This is a genomic window from Rhizobium sp. SRDI943 (assembly GCF_057653695.1).
Genome location: NZ_CM172787.1, coordinates 1,883,465 through 1,900,441, shown reverse-complemented (window position 1 = coordinate 1,900,441; position 16,977 = coordinate 1,883,465). Strand labels below are relative to the sequence as shown.

At 61.0% G+C, this 16,977-nt stretch carries 15 protein-coding genes; 5 read left to right on the top strand and 10 right to left on the bottom strand.

What is annotated here, in order from left to right:
• Window positions 1-5: 5 nt before the first annotated feature.
• Together AC245Y_RS10005 and AC245Y_RS10000 are read right to left on the bottom strand one after the other, a co-directional pair.
• Entirely contained in the window at window positions 6-1,265 is a 1,260-nt protein-coding gene (locus AC245Y_RS10005) for an ABC transporter substrate-binding protein (RefSeq protein ID WP_017994040.1), read from the bottom strand.
• 64 nt (window positions 1,266-1,329) lie between these two features.
• Window positions 1,330-3,852: a hypothetical protein gene (locus AC245Y_RS10000; RefSeq protein ID WP_017994039.1), complete on the bottom strand. Its 2,523-nt coding sequence runs from the start codon at window positions 3,850-3,852 to the stop codon at window positions 1,330-1,332.
• Window positions 3,853-4,096: 244 nt separating this feature from the next.
• On the opposite strand from AC245Y_RS10000, the gene AC245Y_RS09995 reads away from it, so the two are divergent.
• Window positions 4,097-5,149, top strand: a complete 1,053-nt coding sequence (locus AC245Y_RS09995) for a LacI family DNA-binding transcriptional regulator (RefSeq protein WP_017994037.1) — start codon at window positions 4,097-4,099, stop codon at window positions 5,147-5,149.
• 22 nt (window positions 5,150-5,171) lie between these two features.
• Here the strand turns inward: AC245Y_RS09995 and AC245Y_RS09990 are convergent, their stop codons facing one another.
• Genes AC245Y_RS09990 through AC245Y_RS09970 form a run of 5 tightly spaced genes read right to left on the bottom strand, consistent with a single transcriptional unit; the run spans window position 5,172 to window position 10,287 of the window.
• Window positions 5,172-5,915: an ABC transporter ATP-binding protein gene (locus AC245Y_RS09990; RefSeq protein WP_017994036.1), complete on the bottom strand. Its 744-nt coding sequence runs from the start codon at window positions 5,913-5,915 to the stop codon at window positions 5,172-5,174.
• Window positions 5,912-6,757, bottom strand: coding sequence for an ABC transporter ATP-binding protein (locus AC245Y_RS09985; protein WP_017994035.1), 846 nt, complete (start codon window positions 6,755-6,757; stop codon window positions 5,912-5,914). The genes AC245Y_RS09990 and AC245Y_RS09985 overlap by 4 nt, the downstream gene beginning before the upstream one ends.
• The gene (locus AC245Y_RS09980; RefSeq protein ID WP_017994034.1) at window positions 6,744-7,646 is read right to left on the bottom strand and encodes an ABC transporter permease; all 903 of its coding nucleotides are present in this window, start codon (window positions 7,644-7,646) and stop codon (window positions 6,744-6,746) included. Before AC245Y_RS09980 ends, AC245Y_RS09985 begins: the two co-directional genes overlap by 14 nt.
• Complete coding sequence (locus AC245Y_RS09975) at window positions 7,643-8,671, bottom strand: ABC transporter permease (protein WP_003559265.1); 1,029 nt, start codon at window positions 8,669-8,671, stop codon at window positions 7,643-7,645. Before AC245Y_RS09975 ends, AC245Y_RS09980 begins: the two co-directional genes overlap by 4 nt.
• A 20-nt stretch (window positions 8,672-8,691) precedes the next feature.
• A complete protein-coding gene (locus tag AC245Y_RS09970) occupies window positions 8,692-10,287 on the bottom strand; it encodes an ABC transporter substrate-binding protein (RefSeq protein WP_017994033.1) in 1,596 nt (531 codons plus the stop codon).
• A 134-nt stretch (window positions 10,288-10,421) separates the two neighbouring features.
• On the opposite strand from AC245Y_RS09970, the gene AC245Y_RS09965 reads away from it, so the two are divergent.
• From AC245Y_RS09965 to kdgD, 3 genes are all read left to right on the top strand, one after another.
• Window positions 10,422-11,132, top strand: coding sequence for a FadR/GntR family transcriptional regulator (locus AC245Y_RS09965; RefSeq protein WP_017994032.1), 711 nt, complete (start codon window positions 10,422-10,424; stop codon window positions 11,130-11,132).
• A 65-nt stretch (window positions 11,133-11,197) separates the two neighbouring features.
• Window positions 11,198-12,172 carry a mannonate dehydratase gene (locus AC245Y_RS09960; protein ID WP_012757396.1) on the top strand — a complete coding sequence of 325 codons (975 nt, stop codon included), beginning with the start codon at window positions 11,198-11,200 and terminating at the stop codon, window positions 12,170-12,172.
• 32 nt (window positions 12,173-12,204) lie between these two features.
• Window positions 12,205-13,131, top strand: a complete 927-nt coding sequence (gene kdgD / locus AC245Y_RS09955; protein WP_017994031.1) for a 5-dehydro-4-deoxyglucarate dehydratase — start codon at window positions 12,205-12,207, stop codon at window positions 13,129-13,131.
• A 210-nt stretch (window positions 13,132-13,341) separates the two neighbouring features.
• On the opposite strand, the gene AC245Y_RS09950 is transcribed toward kdgD, so the two are convergent.
• On the bottom strand, window positions 13,342-14,340 hold the full coding sequence (locus AC245Y_RS09950) for an AraC family transcriptional regulator (protein WP_017994030.1): 999 nt from the start codon (window positions 14,338-14,340) through the stop codon (window positions 13,342-13,344).
• Between the two features lie 166 nt (window positions 14,341-14,506).
• On the opposite strand from AC245Y_RS09950, the gene AC245Y_RS09945 reads away from it, so the two are divergent.
• The gene (locus tag AC245Y_RS09945; protein WP_017994029.1) at window positions 14,507-15,277 is read left to right on the top strand and encodes an alpha/beta fold hydrolase; all 771 of its coding nucleotides are present in this window, start codon (window positions 14,507-14,509) and stop codon (window positions 15,275-15,277) included.
• 247 nt (window positions 15,278-15,524) lie between these two features.
• Here AC245Y_RS09945 and AC245Y_RS09940 read toward each other — a convergent pair whose 3' ends face one another.
• Together AC245Y_RS09940 and AC245Y_RS09935 are read right to left on the bottom strand one after the other, a co-directional pair.
• Window positions 15,525-16,025, bottom strand: a complete 501-nt coding sequence (locus AC245Y_RS09940; protein ID WP_017994028.1) for a GFA family protein — start codon at window positions 16,023-16,025, stop codon at window positions 15,525-15,527.
• 87 nt (window positions 16,026-16,112) lie between these two features.
• Window positions 16,113-16,880 (bottom strand): alpha/beta hydrolase family protein, encoded by a 768-nt coding sequence (locus AC245Y_RS09935; protein ID WP_017994027.1) that lies wholly within the window; start codon window positions 16,878-16,880, stop codon window positions 16,113-16,115.
• Window positions 16,881-16,977: the final 97 nt, after the last annotated feature.

The window sequence follows — 16,977 nt, the reverse complement described above, 5'->3', positions numbered from 1 at the left end:
TTCCGTCAGTTGCCGGCGACCTTGGCCTTGATGTCCTCGTCGATGCGGGCATAGGCGTCGTCGAGCTTCATTTCGCCGGCGATCACCTGGCTGATGCGGGCGACGATGGCGCTGTAATAGGCGTCCGACCACTTCCAGCCTGGCAGCTTCATGGCGGGTGCCGCCGTCTGGCCGGCCGCTTCGACGAAGGCCTTCAGCGCCGCCTGTACATGTGGATTGTCGGTCTTGAAGTCCATCTGGCCGGCGGCAACACCCTTATGCGCCGGAATGAACAGGCTGCGTTCGGCAAATTCCTTCTGCACGTCGGCACCTGCCAGGTAATCCATCACCTTGGCGACGTCCTTCGGGTTCTTGGTGTATTTGACGGCGACCAGACCGGCGCCGCCCTGCATGCCGGAGCATGCGGCCGAACCGCAGGGGCTGCCCGCCATCACCCAGTCGAAATTGTCGCCGATCTTCTGGGCGAAGCCCGAAACCTGCCAGCTGCCCGAATAAAGATAGGCAAGGCCGCCATTGATGAAGTCCTCGGCGGCGGAGCGGTAAGTGGTGCCGGCAGCACTCACCCAGACATCCTTGTTGATGGTGCCGTCCTCGTTCCACTTGACGAAGCGGCTGAGGAAGTCCTTGGCGCCCTGATCGATCGGCGCCGGCTTGCCGTCGGCGGCGATGTAGTTGGCGCCGTAAGAGATGTTCGGGCCGGAGACGCGGTGGCCGGAGCGGTCGATCGCCATGGCGAAGACCTTCTGGCTGTCGGCAACCTTCTTGGCCGCCGCCGCCCAATCGTCCCAGGTGGCTTTCGGGCCGGGAATTTCGACCCCGGCCTGCTCGAACAGCGTCTTGTTGACGAAGCCGCCGGTCAAGGTCAGCTGCGTCATGAAGCCGGTGATGGCGTTCGAGCCGTCCGGACGCATCCAGTCGGCCTGGGCGCCGAAATTGTCCTCCCAGTATTTCGCGTCGGTGAGATAGGGCCGAAGATCGAGCCAGTGTTGCGCCGGCGCCTTCAGATTGGTGACGCGGGCGATATCCGGCCCCTGCCCGGCTTCGAGCTGCACCGGCAGCTGTTCCTTGACGACGTCGTAGGAGACTTCGTCGAGGATGACGTTGACGTCAGGATTGGCCTTGGAGAAGCGCGAGAGCAGGTCCTTGATCACCTCGCCTTCGCCGCCGTCGGAATACCACATGATGCGCACGTCGCCGGCATGGGCGGCAACGGAACTCAAGAGAATTGCAGCAAAAGCCGCGCCGATCGATTTCATTCTGGTCATTTTTTCCTCCTCTGATCGATCAATTCCTGCGTCCGGCCGGTCCTCCACCTGCCAGACACGTCGTCTACGAGGCCGCGCGCCGAGGCTGCCTGCCCGGTATCTTCAGATGTACCGCGTCTCCCCGCACCGACCAGTCCGTCGGGCGAAGAATACGGCCTTCGGCGCGCACGGTGCCGTCTTCTTCGAAGACGACCCGGCCATAATCCGGATCGATAACGATCAATGCGCCCTCTTCGTCGCGGCGGGCCGAAAGCGTGGCGAAACGCGCCTGCATGCCGTCAAGGCTACCCTCGCGCCCGACATCGGAGAGACGGACGATCCAGCGGCCCTTGCGGCCGGCCAGCCGCAGCTCGATATCCGTTGTCGGCCCTTGCTTCACCGGCTCCAGCGCGCCGTTGCCGATCAGCATCGCAATCCCGTTGCCGGAGCGGGCGAGCGCCAGATTGCCGTCGACCACCGTGTCGTCGAAGGCCTCGAGCGGGAACCAGGCATGGGTGAAATCCGGCTGGCCCTCATGGATCTCGAAATCGAGGATCGCCAGATCGCGATACTGATGCACGCGCGGCAGCGTTCCGCAGCCGCCCCAGAAGCTCGGCCGGCCATAACCGAATTGGATGGTTTCGCCGGGATGGTTGATCCAGATCTGCGCTTCCGGCCGGTCACCCAAGCGCAGATGCAGCACCGTCTCCTGATAGCCCCAGGCGCCGGGGCGATAATGGGCGATGGTGCCGAGAGCGGTGTCGCGGGTCTTATAGTGATAGAGGGCGGCGAAACGGTTCTCGCCCTGGGAAAAGGTCCATTCCTGCGCGTCGTCGGACTGGTGCGCCGCAATCGCCGCAAGCGCTTCTGGAAAACGCAGGCCATGATCGCGAATGCAGACGGCAAGCTGCGGCAAAGCGTGGACACGCCGGCCGTACCAGCCGCGGCCCCAGAGCAGCCGGGCGATAGCTGACAGTTCGACCGAGCGGCCGGGGCGCAGCGTATGTTCGTAGGAGCGGCCCTGGCTGCCGGTCAGCATGCCGTGATGGGCGGAGCGAGCGACGATCTCCATCAGGCGGACGATGCAGGCGCCTGCCCGGTTGCGGATCGTCTCATCCGGCGCGCAGGCGGCCAGCGCCGTCAGCCCCTTGAGATCGATCGGGAAATAGGGAACGGAATTCCACTCGGCCATTTCCCAGCGCTCGAAATGATCGAGCCAGGCGCGGACACGCTCTTCGCCGACCTGCATTTGCTCGGCGCCGGTGCGGCCGGAACGGACGAAGACGGCATCGGGGAACAGCCTGCCGCCGAGATAGGCGGCGGTATGGAAGAGAAGCGCGTGGTTTTCCGAGAAATACCACTGAACGTCGTTGCCGGGCTCATCCATCCAGTAGCGGTAGTTGAGGACGGCGTGCTCGATCCTGTCGCGCAGCGCAGGTGACAGCAGATCGCTCCAGCGCGTATAGGCAAAGAGCAGCGGCACCAGCACGAAATCGGCGCAGTCGTGGCAATCCTCGATAACAGGCAGCATGGCCGAAATCATCGCCTCGGTTTCCTCGCCGCCCTGCCCCAGCGCGAGACGCGCGAAAGCACAGACCGTGTCGGGTTCGGAATAGGCGGCGACCTCGGCCAGCGCCTCGGCGACGCGGTCATCCAGTGCGGCGGGTGCTTCCCCCTGGCGTTGGGGATGACAGATCTCGACGCCGAGCGTGCGACCGAGCGAAAGCTCTCCTGTTTTGAAGGTGATGCGGAAATGGCGGAAATCGGCGGGCATATCCGCCGACGTGCCGAGCTCAAGCTTGGTTGCTCCCGTTTCCAGCTCGAAATCATAGTCGAAGCGCTCGATCGACATGAAGTCGCCTTCGATCTCGACATGGCAGCTCAGCGCCACCGGCAGCGGCGCGGGGAAGAGGATCGTCACGTCTTCGCCGAGATAGGCGGTGCGGTCGAAGTGCATGCCCTCGAGGATGACCTCCAGCGCATCCGCATCACCGGCGGCGATGGGAACAGGCAGAGTAGTTTCAACTTCCGGCCCTTCGACGTAATCCAGCTGGAAATAGAAGCGGGCGTCGCGCTCGGCGAGATCGTCGAAATAGACGCGGATCTCGTTAAGGCCGGCGGCCAGCTCGACCTCGAACAGCTGCTCGGCTTCGAGATTGCGCTCATAAGGCGCCATGAAGCCCTGCTCGCGGCCATTGACGAAGAGGATCGCGCCACCGCAGGTCGACAGACGGAGCGTCGCGGCCCCAGCAGACTGGACATCGAGGAAGGTGCGCGCCCAGCAGCCGATGCGTGTCGGGCGGAACCAGAAGCCGGAGAGATCGACACGCGGGGAAGCAAAGGGAAGCCACCAGCGGACAGCTTCGAATTCGGCAGCCGGTTGCGGCCGCCGGCCGGAGAAGGACTTTTTGAATTCGGTGCGGCAGGGATATTCATGCGGAATGAAGTTCTTCGTCTTGGTGACGAAGAAGAAGGGATCCATGCTGCCGTCCATCGGACGGTCGGCGACGTCATAGCGCTCCTGCCACAGGTCAGCGAGCTGCCAGTAGACGATCGGGCTTTCCTTCACCGTTGCACGGCGGAGATGAGATTGCTGCTCGGCGGTCATGCTTCAGCCCGCCCGAGAACAGCTAGAGCATGAGGTCGTCCGAAAACCGCTCACACTTTTCGGCATCATGCTCGATCCTTGGGACGCCGGGTAAAACGCCGACGCATGGACTGGCTGTCTAGCCACATTTCAAAGCCTCCCTGCTCTGCCGCTTGCCGCGGACTCCTCAGCAACAATTGTGCATAGGCATTCCATTTGCGCAATCTGAAAGATTTTTGCATAGTACAGACAGCGAGGAGACGACATGGCGGCGGAAGAGAAAAAAGGCAGGCGCACGCGCCTCGACGACATTGCCGCCCGATGCGGCGTCTCGATCAGCACGGTGTCGCGTGCGCTGGCCGGCGAAAAGGGCGTCAGGCCGGAGATCCGCAAGCTGGTGCTGGAAACGGCAAGTGCGGTCAGCTACGCGCTGCCGGCCAGCGTTGCCGGCAAGAAGGTCATGCTCGTCGCCTCCGGCGCGGCGATGATCGACTATGTCCGCAACCAGTTCACGCTCTATGTGCTCGAAGGATTGAACGCGCGTGCCGCCGCCCTCGGCATCGAACTGGCGATGCGCCCCATTGCCGGCAAGGGGGATGAAGCCCGCGTCGTCGCCGAGATGCGTGACGATCCGAGCTTTGGCGGCATGCTGATCCTGACCGTCGACGAAGAGGAGATGCTGGCAGCGGCCGCTGATCTCGGAAAGCCCGTCGTGCTGGTCAACAGCGACGATCCCTATATGCGGCTTTCGAGTGTTACGCCCTGCAACCGTTCAGCCGCCTTCATCGCTGCCGAGCGGCTGATCAAGGCCGGGCATGAACGCATCCTGTTCATGCTGAGGCCGGGGCGGCGGACCATCGAGCGGCGCCTTGAGGGCTGGCGCGATGCCCTGCAGCATCATGGGCTGACGGCCGATGCCGATCTGGTGCTCGAAGTCGATGACTGGCTGCCGGAACTCGGCGCCGAGGCCGTCACCCGTCTTGTCCGCGAGAAAGGCCTCACCTTCACCGCCATCCTGACGGCGGGCGACAGTCTTGCCAATGGCGCGGTGCGCGGATTGCAGGCGATGGGTTATGCCGTGCCGCAGGACATCTCGGTGATGGGCATAGACGACCTGCCGCAGTCGGCCTTTCTCAACCCACCGCTCTCGACGGTGCATATTCCGATGCGCGAACTCGGCGCCACCGCGCTCGATCTTTTGCGCGACATGATGCTCGGCCTTGCTGCCCCACGGCGGCGGGTCGAGCTTGCCTGCCATCTTGTCGAAAGGGGCAGCGTTGCGGCTGTCCGCATCCCTGCCGCATCGGCGGGCCGCTGAATCCACACCGCGATCGAGGATATCAAGCCTCGATAAAACTCGCCTCAAACAGTTCACGCGCATAGGCATCATGCGTGGTGCCGGCTTGCAGATCCGCTTTTGTGAGCTCGTCGACGAAGCAACCATTCTTCATGATCAGCACCCGGTCGCACATATGTGCGATGACCGCGAGGTCGTGGCTGACAAGCAGATAGGTCAGGCCCTTTTCCTCGCGCTGATCGGCCAGCAGGTTGAGGATTTCGGCCTGGACCGAGACGTCGAGCGCCGATGTCGGCTCGTCGAGCAACAGGATGGGCGGCGACAGGATCAGGGCCCGGGCGATTGCAACCCTCTGCCTCTGGCCGCCGGAAAGTTCGTGCGGAAAACGGTTTGCGAAGCTCGCCGGCAAACCGACCTGGATCAAAGCCCTTTCGACCTTCGACCAGATATCGGAATGGCCCATCGCGCGCAGCGGTTCCGCCAGGGCAGTGCCGATACGATGGCGCGGATGCAGGGATCCGTAAGGGTCCTGAAACACCATCTGGGCAAATTTCAGCTCCTCGCGGGAGCGCTTCTTACCGATCGGTTTGCCGCCAAGCTCGATGTGACCGGTCCAACCGGCCTCCATGCCGGCGAGGCAACGCAGCACCGTCGATTTGCCGCATCCGGATTCACCGACAATGCCAAGGGTCTCCCCCTGGTTGACCTGAAAACTGATGCCCCTGACGACATGGTTGCTAGTCTTGCCAGAGGCAAAGAAGACATCGAGGTCACGCACATTGATCATTGCGCCGTCTCCAGATCGAGTTTCGTCCTGTCGAGGACTGCAAGCCGGCGAACCGGATTCCTCGGGTCGGGCAGCGCAGCGATCAGCCCGCGGGTATAGGGATGGCGCGCCTCCTCGAGACTGGTCAGCGTTTCCACGATCCGGCCGGCATACATGACGATGATGCGCTCGCAAAAGGCTGCCACCATGCGAATGTCATGGCTGATCAACAGCAGGCCGGAATTATTCTCGCGCACCAACTCATCGAGCAGCAGCAGCACGTCCTTTCGGACGCTGACATCAAGCGCCGAGGTCGGCTCGTCGGCGATGACAAGCTTCGGCCGCGCCAGCAGCATCATGGCGATCATCACGCGCTGGCCCATGCCGCCCGATATCTGGTGCGGATAAAGCGCCATGACCCGCTCCGGATCGCTGATGCGCACGCGCTCCAGCATGGCGCGGGCAGCCTCATGCGCCTGTTTCTTATGAAGACCGAGGTGAAGGCGGGCGGCTTCGGCGATCTGCTTACCGATCGAAAGCACCGGATTCAGCGAATAGCGCGGATCCTGCATGATCAGCGCGATGTCCTTGCCGCGCAGCGCGCCCATCTGACGCTCACTCTTTGAAAGCAACGGATCGCCGCTAAGATCCATGCGTTCGGCCGAGACCACCGCGGCCGGCGGCAAAAGGCGCATGATCGCGCGACCTGTCGTCGATTTGCCGGAACCGGATTCGCCGACAATCCCGACGCGTTCGCGCCCGACGTCGAAACTGACATTGGAGACGGCGGGTACGGCGCCTCGGCCGAAACGGACGGTCAATCCTTCGACGGAAAGAACGGGCTGCAGATCACGATCTTGCATGGCGGGGATCCAAAAGGTCGCGCAGAGCATCTCCGGCGATGTTGAAGGCAAGGCTGGTGAGGAGGATGGCGATACCCGGCATCACGGCGACCCACCAATAATCGAGCATGAACTTGCGGCCGCTGGAGATCATCGCGCCCCATTCCGGCGCCGGCGGCTGGGCGCCAAGCCCGAGGAAGCCAAGCGAAGCTGCCGTCAGAATGATGCCCGCCATGTTGAGCGTCAGCCGAACGATGACGGAGGGAACGCACATCGGCGCGATATAGAGAAGAAGAATGCGCATCGGCGAGGCGCCATAAAGGCGGGCGGCGACCACATAGTCGGCGTTTCTGACGACAAGGGCCTCGGCGCGCGCGAGTCTCGTAATCGGCGGCCATGCGGTCAACGAGATCGCGATGATTGCCGTGGTCAAGCCGGCGCCGAGTGCCGCAGCAAAAGCCAAAGCCAGGATCAGCGACGGGAAAGACAGAACGATATCGGTGGCGCGCATCAGCAGCGCATCGGTGCGCCCTCCGAAGAAACCGGCGACGACGCCGATCAACAGGCCAATCGGGCCGACGATCAAGGAGATCGACAGCACGGTCTGGATGGTGATGCGCGTGCCGAAGATGAGGCGGCTCAAGATGTCCCGGCCGAATTCGTCCGTGCCTGCCAGGTGCGCGAGGCTCGGCGGCTGCAAGGCATCGCCAAGCGACTGTATGACCGGATCGTAGGGCGCCAGGAGCGGCGCGAAGATCGCGATCAAACAAAGCAGACCAAGGATGACGAAACCGGCAAGACCAAGCGGCTCGTGGGCCAATTTGCGGCCGGCGCGCGCAAACGACGCCGCGATACGGGTCGACACACTTGGAGGGCGGATCTCTATTTCGCTGCGGATGACATCGCTCATCGGGCCGCCTCCCGCATGCGCGGATCAAAGACGGCGTAAGCGACGTCGGCCAGGAAGTTCAACAACATGAAAATGAATCCCACAATGATGGTGCCGGCGACGATGGCGTTCATGTCGCCGATCATCAGCGCGTTGGTCATGTACTGGCCAATGCCCGGCCAGGAGAAAACGATCTCGGTCACGACAGCGCCTTCGAGCAGACCGCCATAGGAAATGGCCAGGATGGTGATCAGCTGCACCGCAATGTTCGGCAGGACGTGGTGCCAGATCGTGCCGAGCGGGCTCACGCCCTTGGCTCGGGCCGCGATGACATAATCCTGGCTCAACTGCTCCAGGGTGAAGCTGCGTGTCATGCGGGTGATGTAGGCCATCGCCGCGTAGGCGAGAATGACAGCCGGAAGAATGATATGGCCGAGTGCATTCCAGAAGATTTCCGTCTCGCCCTGCAGCAGGCTGTCGATCAACAACAGCCCGGTGCGCGGCGTGACGAGACCCTCGTAAAACACATCGATCCTGCCCGGCCCGCCGACCCAGTTGAGGCCGGCATAGAAGATGACGAGCCCGACGATGCCGAACCAGAAAACCGGGATCGAATGACCGACGAGCGCGACCACGCGGGCCGTCTTGTCGATGAAGCTATCTCGAAACAGTGCTGCGACCAACCCGAGCGGGACACCGACGAAGGTCGAAATGATCACCGCCAGCGTCGCCAGTTCGAATGTCGCAGGAAAGGCTTGAGCGAGATCCGAAGAGACGGGATTGCCGGTGAGGACGGCGGTGCCGAAATCACCGTGGGCCAGCCCGTTCAGATAGAGGAAAAACTGCTGGTAGATCGGCAGATCGAGCCCGAGACGCGCCCGCATCGCCGCATAGGCGGCGGGATCCGCGAGCTCGCCGACAATCGCGCCGACCGGATCGGTGGGCAGGATACGGCCGATCACGAAGGTCACACATAAGAGGATGAACAGGCTGACCAGCAAATGCGCCAGGCGTCGGCCAAATTCGGCTACGGAGAGTTCCTTCATGATCGGCTGTCCTGGGAGTATTACTGGGTTTCGACCTTGGTGACGTTCTCGAGACGCGTCAGCTGAGACGGATGCCCCACATATCCCTCGACCTTGCTATTGAGGACGATCGGCTCAAAGCGCTCGAAGAGCGGAAGCACCGCCGGCTTCTGTTCGACGAACATCTTCTGCATCTGAACATAGAGTTCGCCACGCTTCTTGGCGTCCGGCTCCATCGATGCTTTCGCCGTCAGCGCCGTGAGTTCCGGAATATCCCAGGCCGAGCGCCAGACGAAATTGCCGGCATTGTTGGCTTCCTTCGAATTGTCGGGATTGGAGGAAAACTGCTCCATCGAGCCGAGCACGTTCGGCATATAGGCGCTGGTCTGCGGGATCAGCAGATCGAAATCCCTGGCGCGATGGGCGGCGATGATTTCCGAGCCGTTGCCCTGCTGGATGTCGATCTTGATGCCAACTTGAGCAAGCGATGCCTGGATGGCGGTGGCAAGATCGATGCGCGGCGTTTGCGCGATGGTCTTCAGCGTCAGCGAAAAGCCGTCCTTGAAGCCTGCCTCGCTCAGCAGCTGCTTCGACTTTTCGACGTCGAGATGCCAATCGGGGTTCGGGATGGCATATTCGAAATTCTCCGGAACGGGGACGTTTCTCGCCCGGCCGTAAGGGCCCATGATCGTCTTTTCGATGCCCTTGTAGTCGATGCCGTAGGCGATGGCTTCGCGAACCTTCGGATTGGCGAGGTATTTGTTGCCGGCATTCATCGACAGCACGTAGAAACCGCCCGTCGGAATACGCTGGATGGCAAAGCCCTTCTTGGTCTGGAACGTCGCGAGATCCGATGCGGTCAAGGCGCTGGCAATATCGATATCGCCGCGTTCGAGCATCAGCCGCTCCACCTGGCTTTCAGGCACATGCCGGACGATGACGCGACGCATCTTCGGCGTGCCGGCCATATAGTCCTTGTTGGCGTCGAGGATCACCAGTTCGTTCGGAGACCAGCGATTGAGGGTGAACGGACCTGAGCCGGCAGAATGCGTTCGCATCCACGCATTTCCGTAGTCGTTATCGACGGCGTGGCTCTCGACCTCGACGCTGTCGACCACGCTGGTCGTCGTCGTTGTCAGCCGATAGAGCAGAAGCTCTGCCGTCACCTGGTCGGAGAGATCGATGCGCACCGTCTGATCGTCGACCGCCTTGACGAGCTTTTCGACATTGTCCTTGTCGTAGCCGACGCGCTTGAGGTTGGCGGCCGCGGCCTGGTCCATCTTCAGGAGCCGCGCCAGTGAATAGACGACATCCTTCGAGGTGATCGGGTTGCCGGAGGCGAAATTGGCCTTGCGAAGCGTAAAGGTGATGCCCTTGTCGTCGATCTTCCAGCTTTCCGCCAGTTGCGGAAGGATCTTGCCATCCGCCGTGCTGGCAACCAGCCGATCGTACAGATTCGACATGATCTCGACCGCCTTGCCTTCGGTCGCCTGCTGCGGATCGAGCGACAAAACCTGGGCCAGCGAAGTGCCAATCACCAGCTGGTCCTGCGGCGTGGCGGCCTGCAGCTGTGCTGCCGATATCGTCAGGGCGCCGATGACAGCGCCGACGAACAAGCTCTTAGAAAAATGCTTCATTGTCACTCCTCCCTGGATTACTATAGGAAACATATTATGTCGTCCGTATGTCGTATTATGATTTAACGAAGTCCGATAAGATTGACAAGTCCCGGGCGACAGAGACTTGATGCGAAGGGATTGGGGGAGCCGAAATGACGACACTCAGCCGGGGCCGGCAAAGACTGGCGCAACAGGTTATCGATCAGCTGCGGGCGCAAATCGAAACGGGGAAGCTGCGCGTCGGCGACCAGCTGCCGACCGAGCCGCAGCTTGAAGCGTCATTCGGCGTCAGCCGCACCGTGGTGCGCGAGGCGATAGCCGATCTGAGGTCGGCTGGCTTCGTCAAGCCGATCCAGGGCAAAGGCGTCTTCGTCGCGGATCCGAAGTCGCATTCGATGCTTTCCTTAACACCAGTGGAAATCAAGAGCATTCCGGAAACCCTGGAATTGCTGGAGTTTCGCATGGCCGCCGAGGGTGAAGCGGCGGCGATCGCCGCCTATCGCCGCACCGCCGAGCAGGAAGCGGCGATCCGCGAAGCCAACCGCAGGATGGCGAACCTGATCGAGACGGGACAGCAGACGGTGGAGGCGGATTATGCCTTCCACATGGCAATCGCCGCCGCCACGAACAACCGATTCTATGTTGCCGTCTTGCGCCAATTCGGCCCAAAAGCCATTCCCCGTGGCCAATTTCCGACGCTTCCCGAAGCCAATGACCGCGACTATCTTCAGAAGGTCTATGCCGAACATGTCGAGATCCTGTCAGCGATCGCCGATCAGGATCCGGAGCGGGCGAGACAGGCAATGCGGGCGCATATGCTGGCCAGCCAACGCCGTTATCGCATGCTCGCGGAGCAGCAATAGGGCTCGACACTCTTCGAAATTCATATTATGTCATATGACATTGGATAATTTGGAAAGAGACTCAAATGTATCTGGGAACACAGGTCGCCGCGCGGGACGACGACGATTATCGTATCTTCGCGCAACTGGGCGTGAAGCATATCAATGCCGACCCGCCGGGGAAGCCGAGCAGCTGGACGCTCTCCGATCTCGAGCGTCATCGCGACAAGGTCGAAAGCTTTGGCCTGATCCTCGACATGATCCAGTTGCCGCTGCCCTCGCAGCCGATCGAGAAGGCTTCCTATCCTGATATCCTGCTTGCCGGCCCCGATCGCGACAGACAGATCGACGCCGTCTGCAAGCTGATCGAGAATACCGCCGCCGCCGGCATTCCTGCGGTGAAGTACAATCTCAACCTGATCGGCATTCCCCGTACGCCGGATGAGCCGGGACGCGGCGGATCTCTGAATGCGAGCTTCCGCTGGGACAAGACGGATCAGCAGGCCGAGCCCGGCCTTGCCGGTGTGCTTTCCGAAGATGAGAACTGGGAACGGATCGACTATTTCCTGGAACGCGTCGTTCCTGTCGCTGCAAGCAACCGCGTCCGGCTCGCCTGCCATCCGCACGATCCCTATACGCCGCCGGGCTATCGCGGCGTCACGCGGGTGCTGGGTACGGTGGAAGGCCTGAAGAAATTCGTGCTGATGCGCGAAAACCCCTATCACGGCCTCAATTTCTGCCAGGGTTCGATCGGCGAGATGCTGGAAAATCCCGGCAAGGAAATCGACGATGTCATTCGCTGGTTCGGCCAGCGCGGCAAGATCTTCAATGTTCACTTCCGCAATATTCGCGGCGGCAAGCTATCCTTCATGGAGACCTTCCCCGAAGAAGGCGACATGGACATGGTCCGCTCGGCCAGGATCTACAAGGAGGTGGGCTTCAAATACATGCTGATGCCCGACCATGTGCCGACCGTCAGCGGCAAGGATCCAACCGCCACAGCATTTGCCTTCTGCTACGGCTATATCGCCGCACTTCTGCAAGTGCTCGACAGCGAGTGACCCGGTTTTCAACACGTAAGAAGTAGGACTTCATGATGAACCCGATTGAATTGAAGAAGGCCGTCGGTAGTGGTCTCCTGTCGTTTCCGGTTACGCATTTCGACGATCAACTGAAATTTGACGAAGCGAAGTACCGCCGCCATGTCGAGTGGCTTGCAGGTTATGACGCCGCTGCACTGTTTGCCGCCGGCGGCACCGGTGAATTCTTCTCGCTTAATCCGGCCGAGATTCCGCAGGTGATCCGGGCCGCCAAGGCATCGGCCGGCAAGACGCCGATCATTTCGGGAACCGGCTACGGCACGTCGCTCGCCATCGAGATCGCAGTCGCTGCCGAGAAGGCCGGAGCGGACGGACTGCTGCTGCTGCCGCCCTATCTGATGTTTGCCGAACAGGCGGGACTCGTCGCTCACGTCAAGGCAGTCTGCCAATCGGTCGGCATCGGCGTCATCGTCTATAATCGCGACAACGCCATTCTTTCGGCCGACAGCATCGCGCGTCTGGCGGAGGAATGCCCGAACCTGATCGGTTTCAAGGACGGCGTCGGCGATGTCGACAAGGTGATCGAGATTACCACCCTGCTTGGCGACCGTCTCGTCTATGTCGGCGGCATGCCGACCCATGAGGTTTATGCCCAAGCCTATTTTGCCGCAGGCGTGACAACCTATTCATCGGCCGTTTTCAACTTCGTCCCCGCCCTCGCCCAGCGCTTTTACGGCGCCTTGCGCACCGGCGATCAGGCAACAGTCGACGAGATCCTCAAGGGCTTCTTCTTCCCCTTCGTCGCCTTGCGCAACCGCAAGAAGGGATATGCCGTCTCGATCATCAAGGCCGGCCTTCGCGTCCTCGGGCAGAACCCAGGCCCCGTGCGCCCGCCTCTGACGGATCTTACCCAGGACGAGCTCGCGCTGCTGGAAAAGATCGTCCAGGCCAACGGCGTCACACGGATCGCGGCGGAATAATATATCGCGGCAGTAGGCCGCCGGGGTGGCCCGGCGGCTGTTCGCACCAACGACGGACATCGGCTCGGCTTGGATAGACGACCGCTACGGGGCCGGAAGCGGGGCGTCTGTTATCGGGGCGAGTTCAGCAGAAGCTGACATTCGGCATTCGACCCCACGTCGGACATTCGCGCGTTATAATCTGGTATGCATTGCGCCGGATCTACACCATCATCGATCCTGAATAGTTGTCGATTTGGCATTCATGGGCGCAAAACCAAACTGTGCCTTGAAGGCTCGGCTGAAGGCTGCTTCGGAATCATAGCCCACTTGCCTGGCGACCGACCCAACCTTGGCATCAGGCTGGCGCATCAAGCCCAAGGCGAGCGTCAGCCGCCAGCGGCTGTGGTAGGAAAGTGGCGCTTCTTTCACCAATGCTGTAAATCGCGCCGCGAAGCCGGACCGGGACAGGCCCGCCACCCGAGCCAGATCGAGCACGGTCCAGCGCCGATAAGGTTCGTCGTGGATGGCCTTGAGCGCGCGGCTGATGCGCGCATCCCCGAGCGCTCCAAGCCAGCCGACATTGCCGCCCCGCTCGATCCGCACCCAGCTACGCAGCATACTGATCACCAGCACGTCGATCAGCCGTGAAATCATGATGGACGCGCCGGGATACACCTCCTGGGCTTCCTTCATCATGAAGTAGCCAAGGCCCTCGGCCCATCCGGCGGTCTCGCCGCTGGCTTTTGGAATGTGAATGACCGACGGCAGTGCCGATACGAGCCAGGGCACGGAAGCGCTTTCGAACCGAAAGGCTCCGGCGATAAGCTTGGTCTGTTGGCCGCCTCCGCCGTGGGAGACATTGAGTTTTTCGGCGGCAACCTGCGCCGCCATCAGGGCTGCCAAGTCAGCCTCAGTCGCACACTCGCCATCGCTCAAGCCGTGTCCAAGCCCACGCGGCAGCATGATCAGATCGCCAGTTGCCACCTGCAAGGCATGGCCCTGATCGTTCACAACGCTCAGGCCCCCTTCGAGCACGATGAAGAAATAAGCCGCTCCTGGATGAAAGCGTAACGCCCATGGTTGGCTGAGCTCAACTGTAAAGACGATTTCGCCATGCAGGCTGACCATGGCCAAAATCTGGGAGAGCAGATCCACCCGAGAGGCGAGCATGATCGCATTTTTGGACGACGGAGCATGCATTGCGGGGCTCTGGTCATGGTGATCCATCTCGGCAAGCCCTAGTTTGGTTTTGTCTTCAACGAGGAATTATCTGGCAGTTCAAGTGTTTGCGCGAAGGCAAGGCCATCCTGGTCTTCCTGCCGTCGCGTAGGCGATAGCATTGCAGATTATCCGAATTAAGCAATTGCGCTGATGCGCCCTGTAGGAGCTCCAAATGAAATCTCTTCTTATGTCCGCCCTGATGCTGACGACCGCCATGCTTGGTGCTACACCCGCGTGGGCCCAGCCGGCTCTCCCGGATCAAACAATCAAGAATATCGTTCTTGTCCACGGCGCCTTCGTCGACGAAACCAGTTGGGACGGCGTCGCTGCAATCCTGACCGCCAAGGGCTACAAGGTGACTGCGGTAAAGAACCCATTGACCTCGCTTGCTGACGACGTCGCTGCCACCAATGCGGTGCTGGATGCGCAAAATGGCCCGGTTGTCCTGGTGGGGCATTCCTGGGGTGGCGTGGTGATCGGCGAGGCGGGCGACAACGCCAAGGTGGCGTCACTCGTCTATGTCTCGGCCTTTGCGCCCGAGAAAGGTGAAACCATCACAGCATTGGCAGCCAGCGGTCCGGCAACTCCCGGAGCGGCGGCCATTCGGCCCGACGCAAAGGGTTACTTGACCATCGATCCTGCAGTATTCCCCAGTGCAGTGGCGGGCGACCTGCCCAAGAAGATCGGTGAACATCTGGCAGCGCACCAGATGCCGATCAACCACACTGCCTTCGATGCACCTGCTGAGGTCGCGGCATGGCACGACAAGCCAAGCTGGTACGTCCTGAGCTCCAAGGACCTCGTCCTTGATCCCCACGCACAGGCTTTCTTTGCCGAACGGATGAAGGCCAAGGTGACGACGGTCGAGGGTAGCCACGCCTCGCTGGCCTCGCACGCCGAGGAAGTGGCTGCGGTCATAGAAGCGGCCGCAGGAGCAAAGTAGCCCTCGTCATGCGATGCTATCGCCCGCCTCGCGGTGGTCGCTAGCATCGATGCGCAACGATCCCAGTCGCAGGGTAGCACTCGCAGCGCTGACCCCATATCACCGGCAACGCTCTGATATTGGCGACTTTCAAACTGGCCGTCTTAACGCGTCTCCGGCCGCGGCGAATAGCTCGAGCAAAGCCCCGGCCACTGCCCACACGCCATGGCCTCGGACTGCGCAGCACCGGAAACCGCCGGAATAAGACTCAGCCATCACGCCCCCTCACCGCCCATGAGGCGGTATCGTGATCTGGGTGCTGGTTGTTGCTCTCCTTGATCGCCGCCGCCCAGTCGGCGCCGTTGTCTTCAGTCGCACCGGTATCTTCTATGCCCGTGATCGTATCGAACCATGCCACCATGTTCTCGGTGCAGGTATTGGCAAGCGGCGAGAAGGCGTGCGGATCGTCAAGCGAACCGATCATCAGGTTGGTGCGACCGTTTTCAACGTGGTGGAAGAACAATGGCGTGCCGCAATTGGCGCAGAAGCCGCGCTCGACAAGCTCCGAACTCTTCCAGATGCTTGGCTTGCCGCGTGTCCAGCTGAGCGCTTCATCGGGCGCGGCGACGAGCGCGGCAAAGATGTTGCCCGAGGCTTTCTGACACATGCGGCAATGGCAGAGATGCGAATTGTCAAGCATAGCGGTTGCGTGGTAGCGCACGGCACCGCACTGGCAGCCGCCGCTCACCTCCATCTCGATGCGTTTCATTTTTTCTCCTCTTTCAAGAGGCGGGTTTGGGCTTAATCTCTTTTAGGTTTTCGTCACTTTCCCGCTGCCCGAAGCTGTCATGCTGCCTTAGTGGTACGTCACGACGGGATTGAACACCCTTTGCAGGAAGGGCCTGAGAGCTCCCTGCATGTGGTTCCTTGGAATTTGATGTCCACACTCAAAGAGGTGAAGCGTCGCCAGGGCTCCGGCATTGGACAGAGCTTTTGAGAAGAGTTCGGCTTGGGCAACAGGAGCACGGTCGTCATGCTTTCCATGCAGCAACAGCGTCTCAGACCGAACTTCGGGCGCATAATGCAATGCAGAGCGAGCCAGAAAGGCCTCTCTCGATAGGCCCGCCTCTTTCTCGATAGCCCACCGCAAACCGTCTGAACTCTCGTGATAAGCGACTTCAAGATCGTAGACGCCGCTGGATAGAATGACTACTCGCAGATCAGAAACCTGGGTGGCGACCATTGCCGATGCAACGGCACCACGACTGTTTCCATAGAGAACAATTCGGTCAGGATCGACGGAAGGCTGGCCCCGCAGGAAAGCGAGAGCAGCTATGATCGCTTGCTGGGTTTTGGGACCGCAGAAATCTGGAGGGCCATCTGATGCCACAAAACCGGGCTGCGAGACTGCCGCAGCAGTGATATTCAAACCAGAACAGAAGCGAAGCAACGCGCCGCTGTCGACCGCCTCTATCCCTCCAAGCAGACGGCCACCCTGATTGCCGTGGACAAATAGGATTGCTCCTGCGGGCGTTTCGCTTGCGGCTTGAGCTTGAAAAAGCTCGACCGTGGCTCCGTCACCCCGGTAAATGAGATGTCGAGTTACTACTGGCATAATCACCATCAGGTTTTTGCGTGCCGGACAAACAATAGTGCAACTTGTGGCATTGGCAACGTCCGGTGGCGGCGGATATCGTTGAGAAACCAAATGGCTTAGCCGC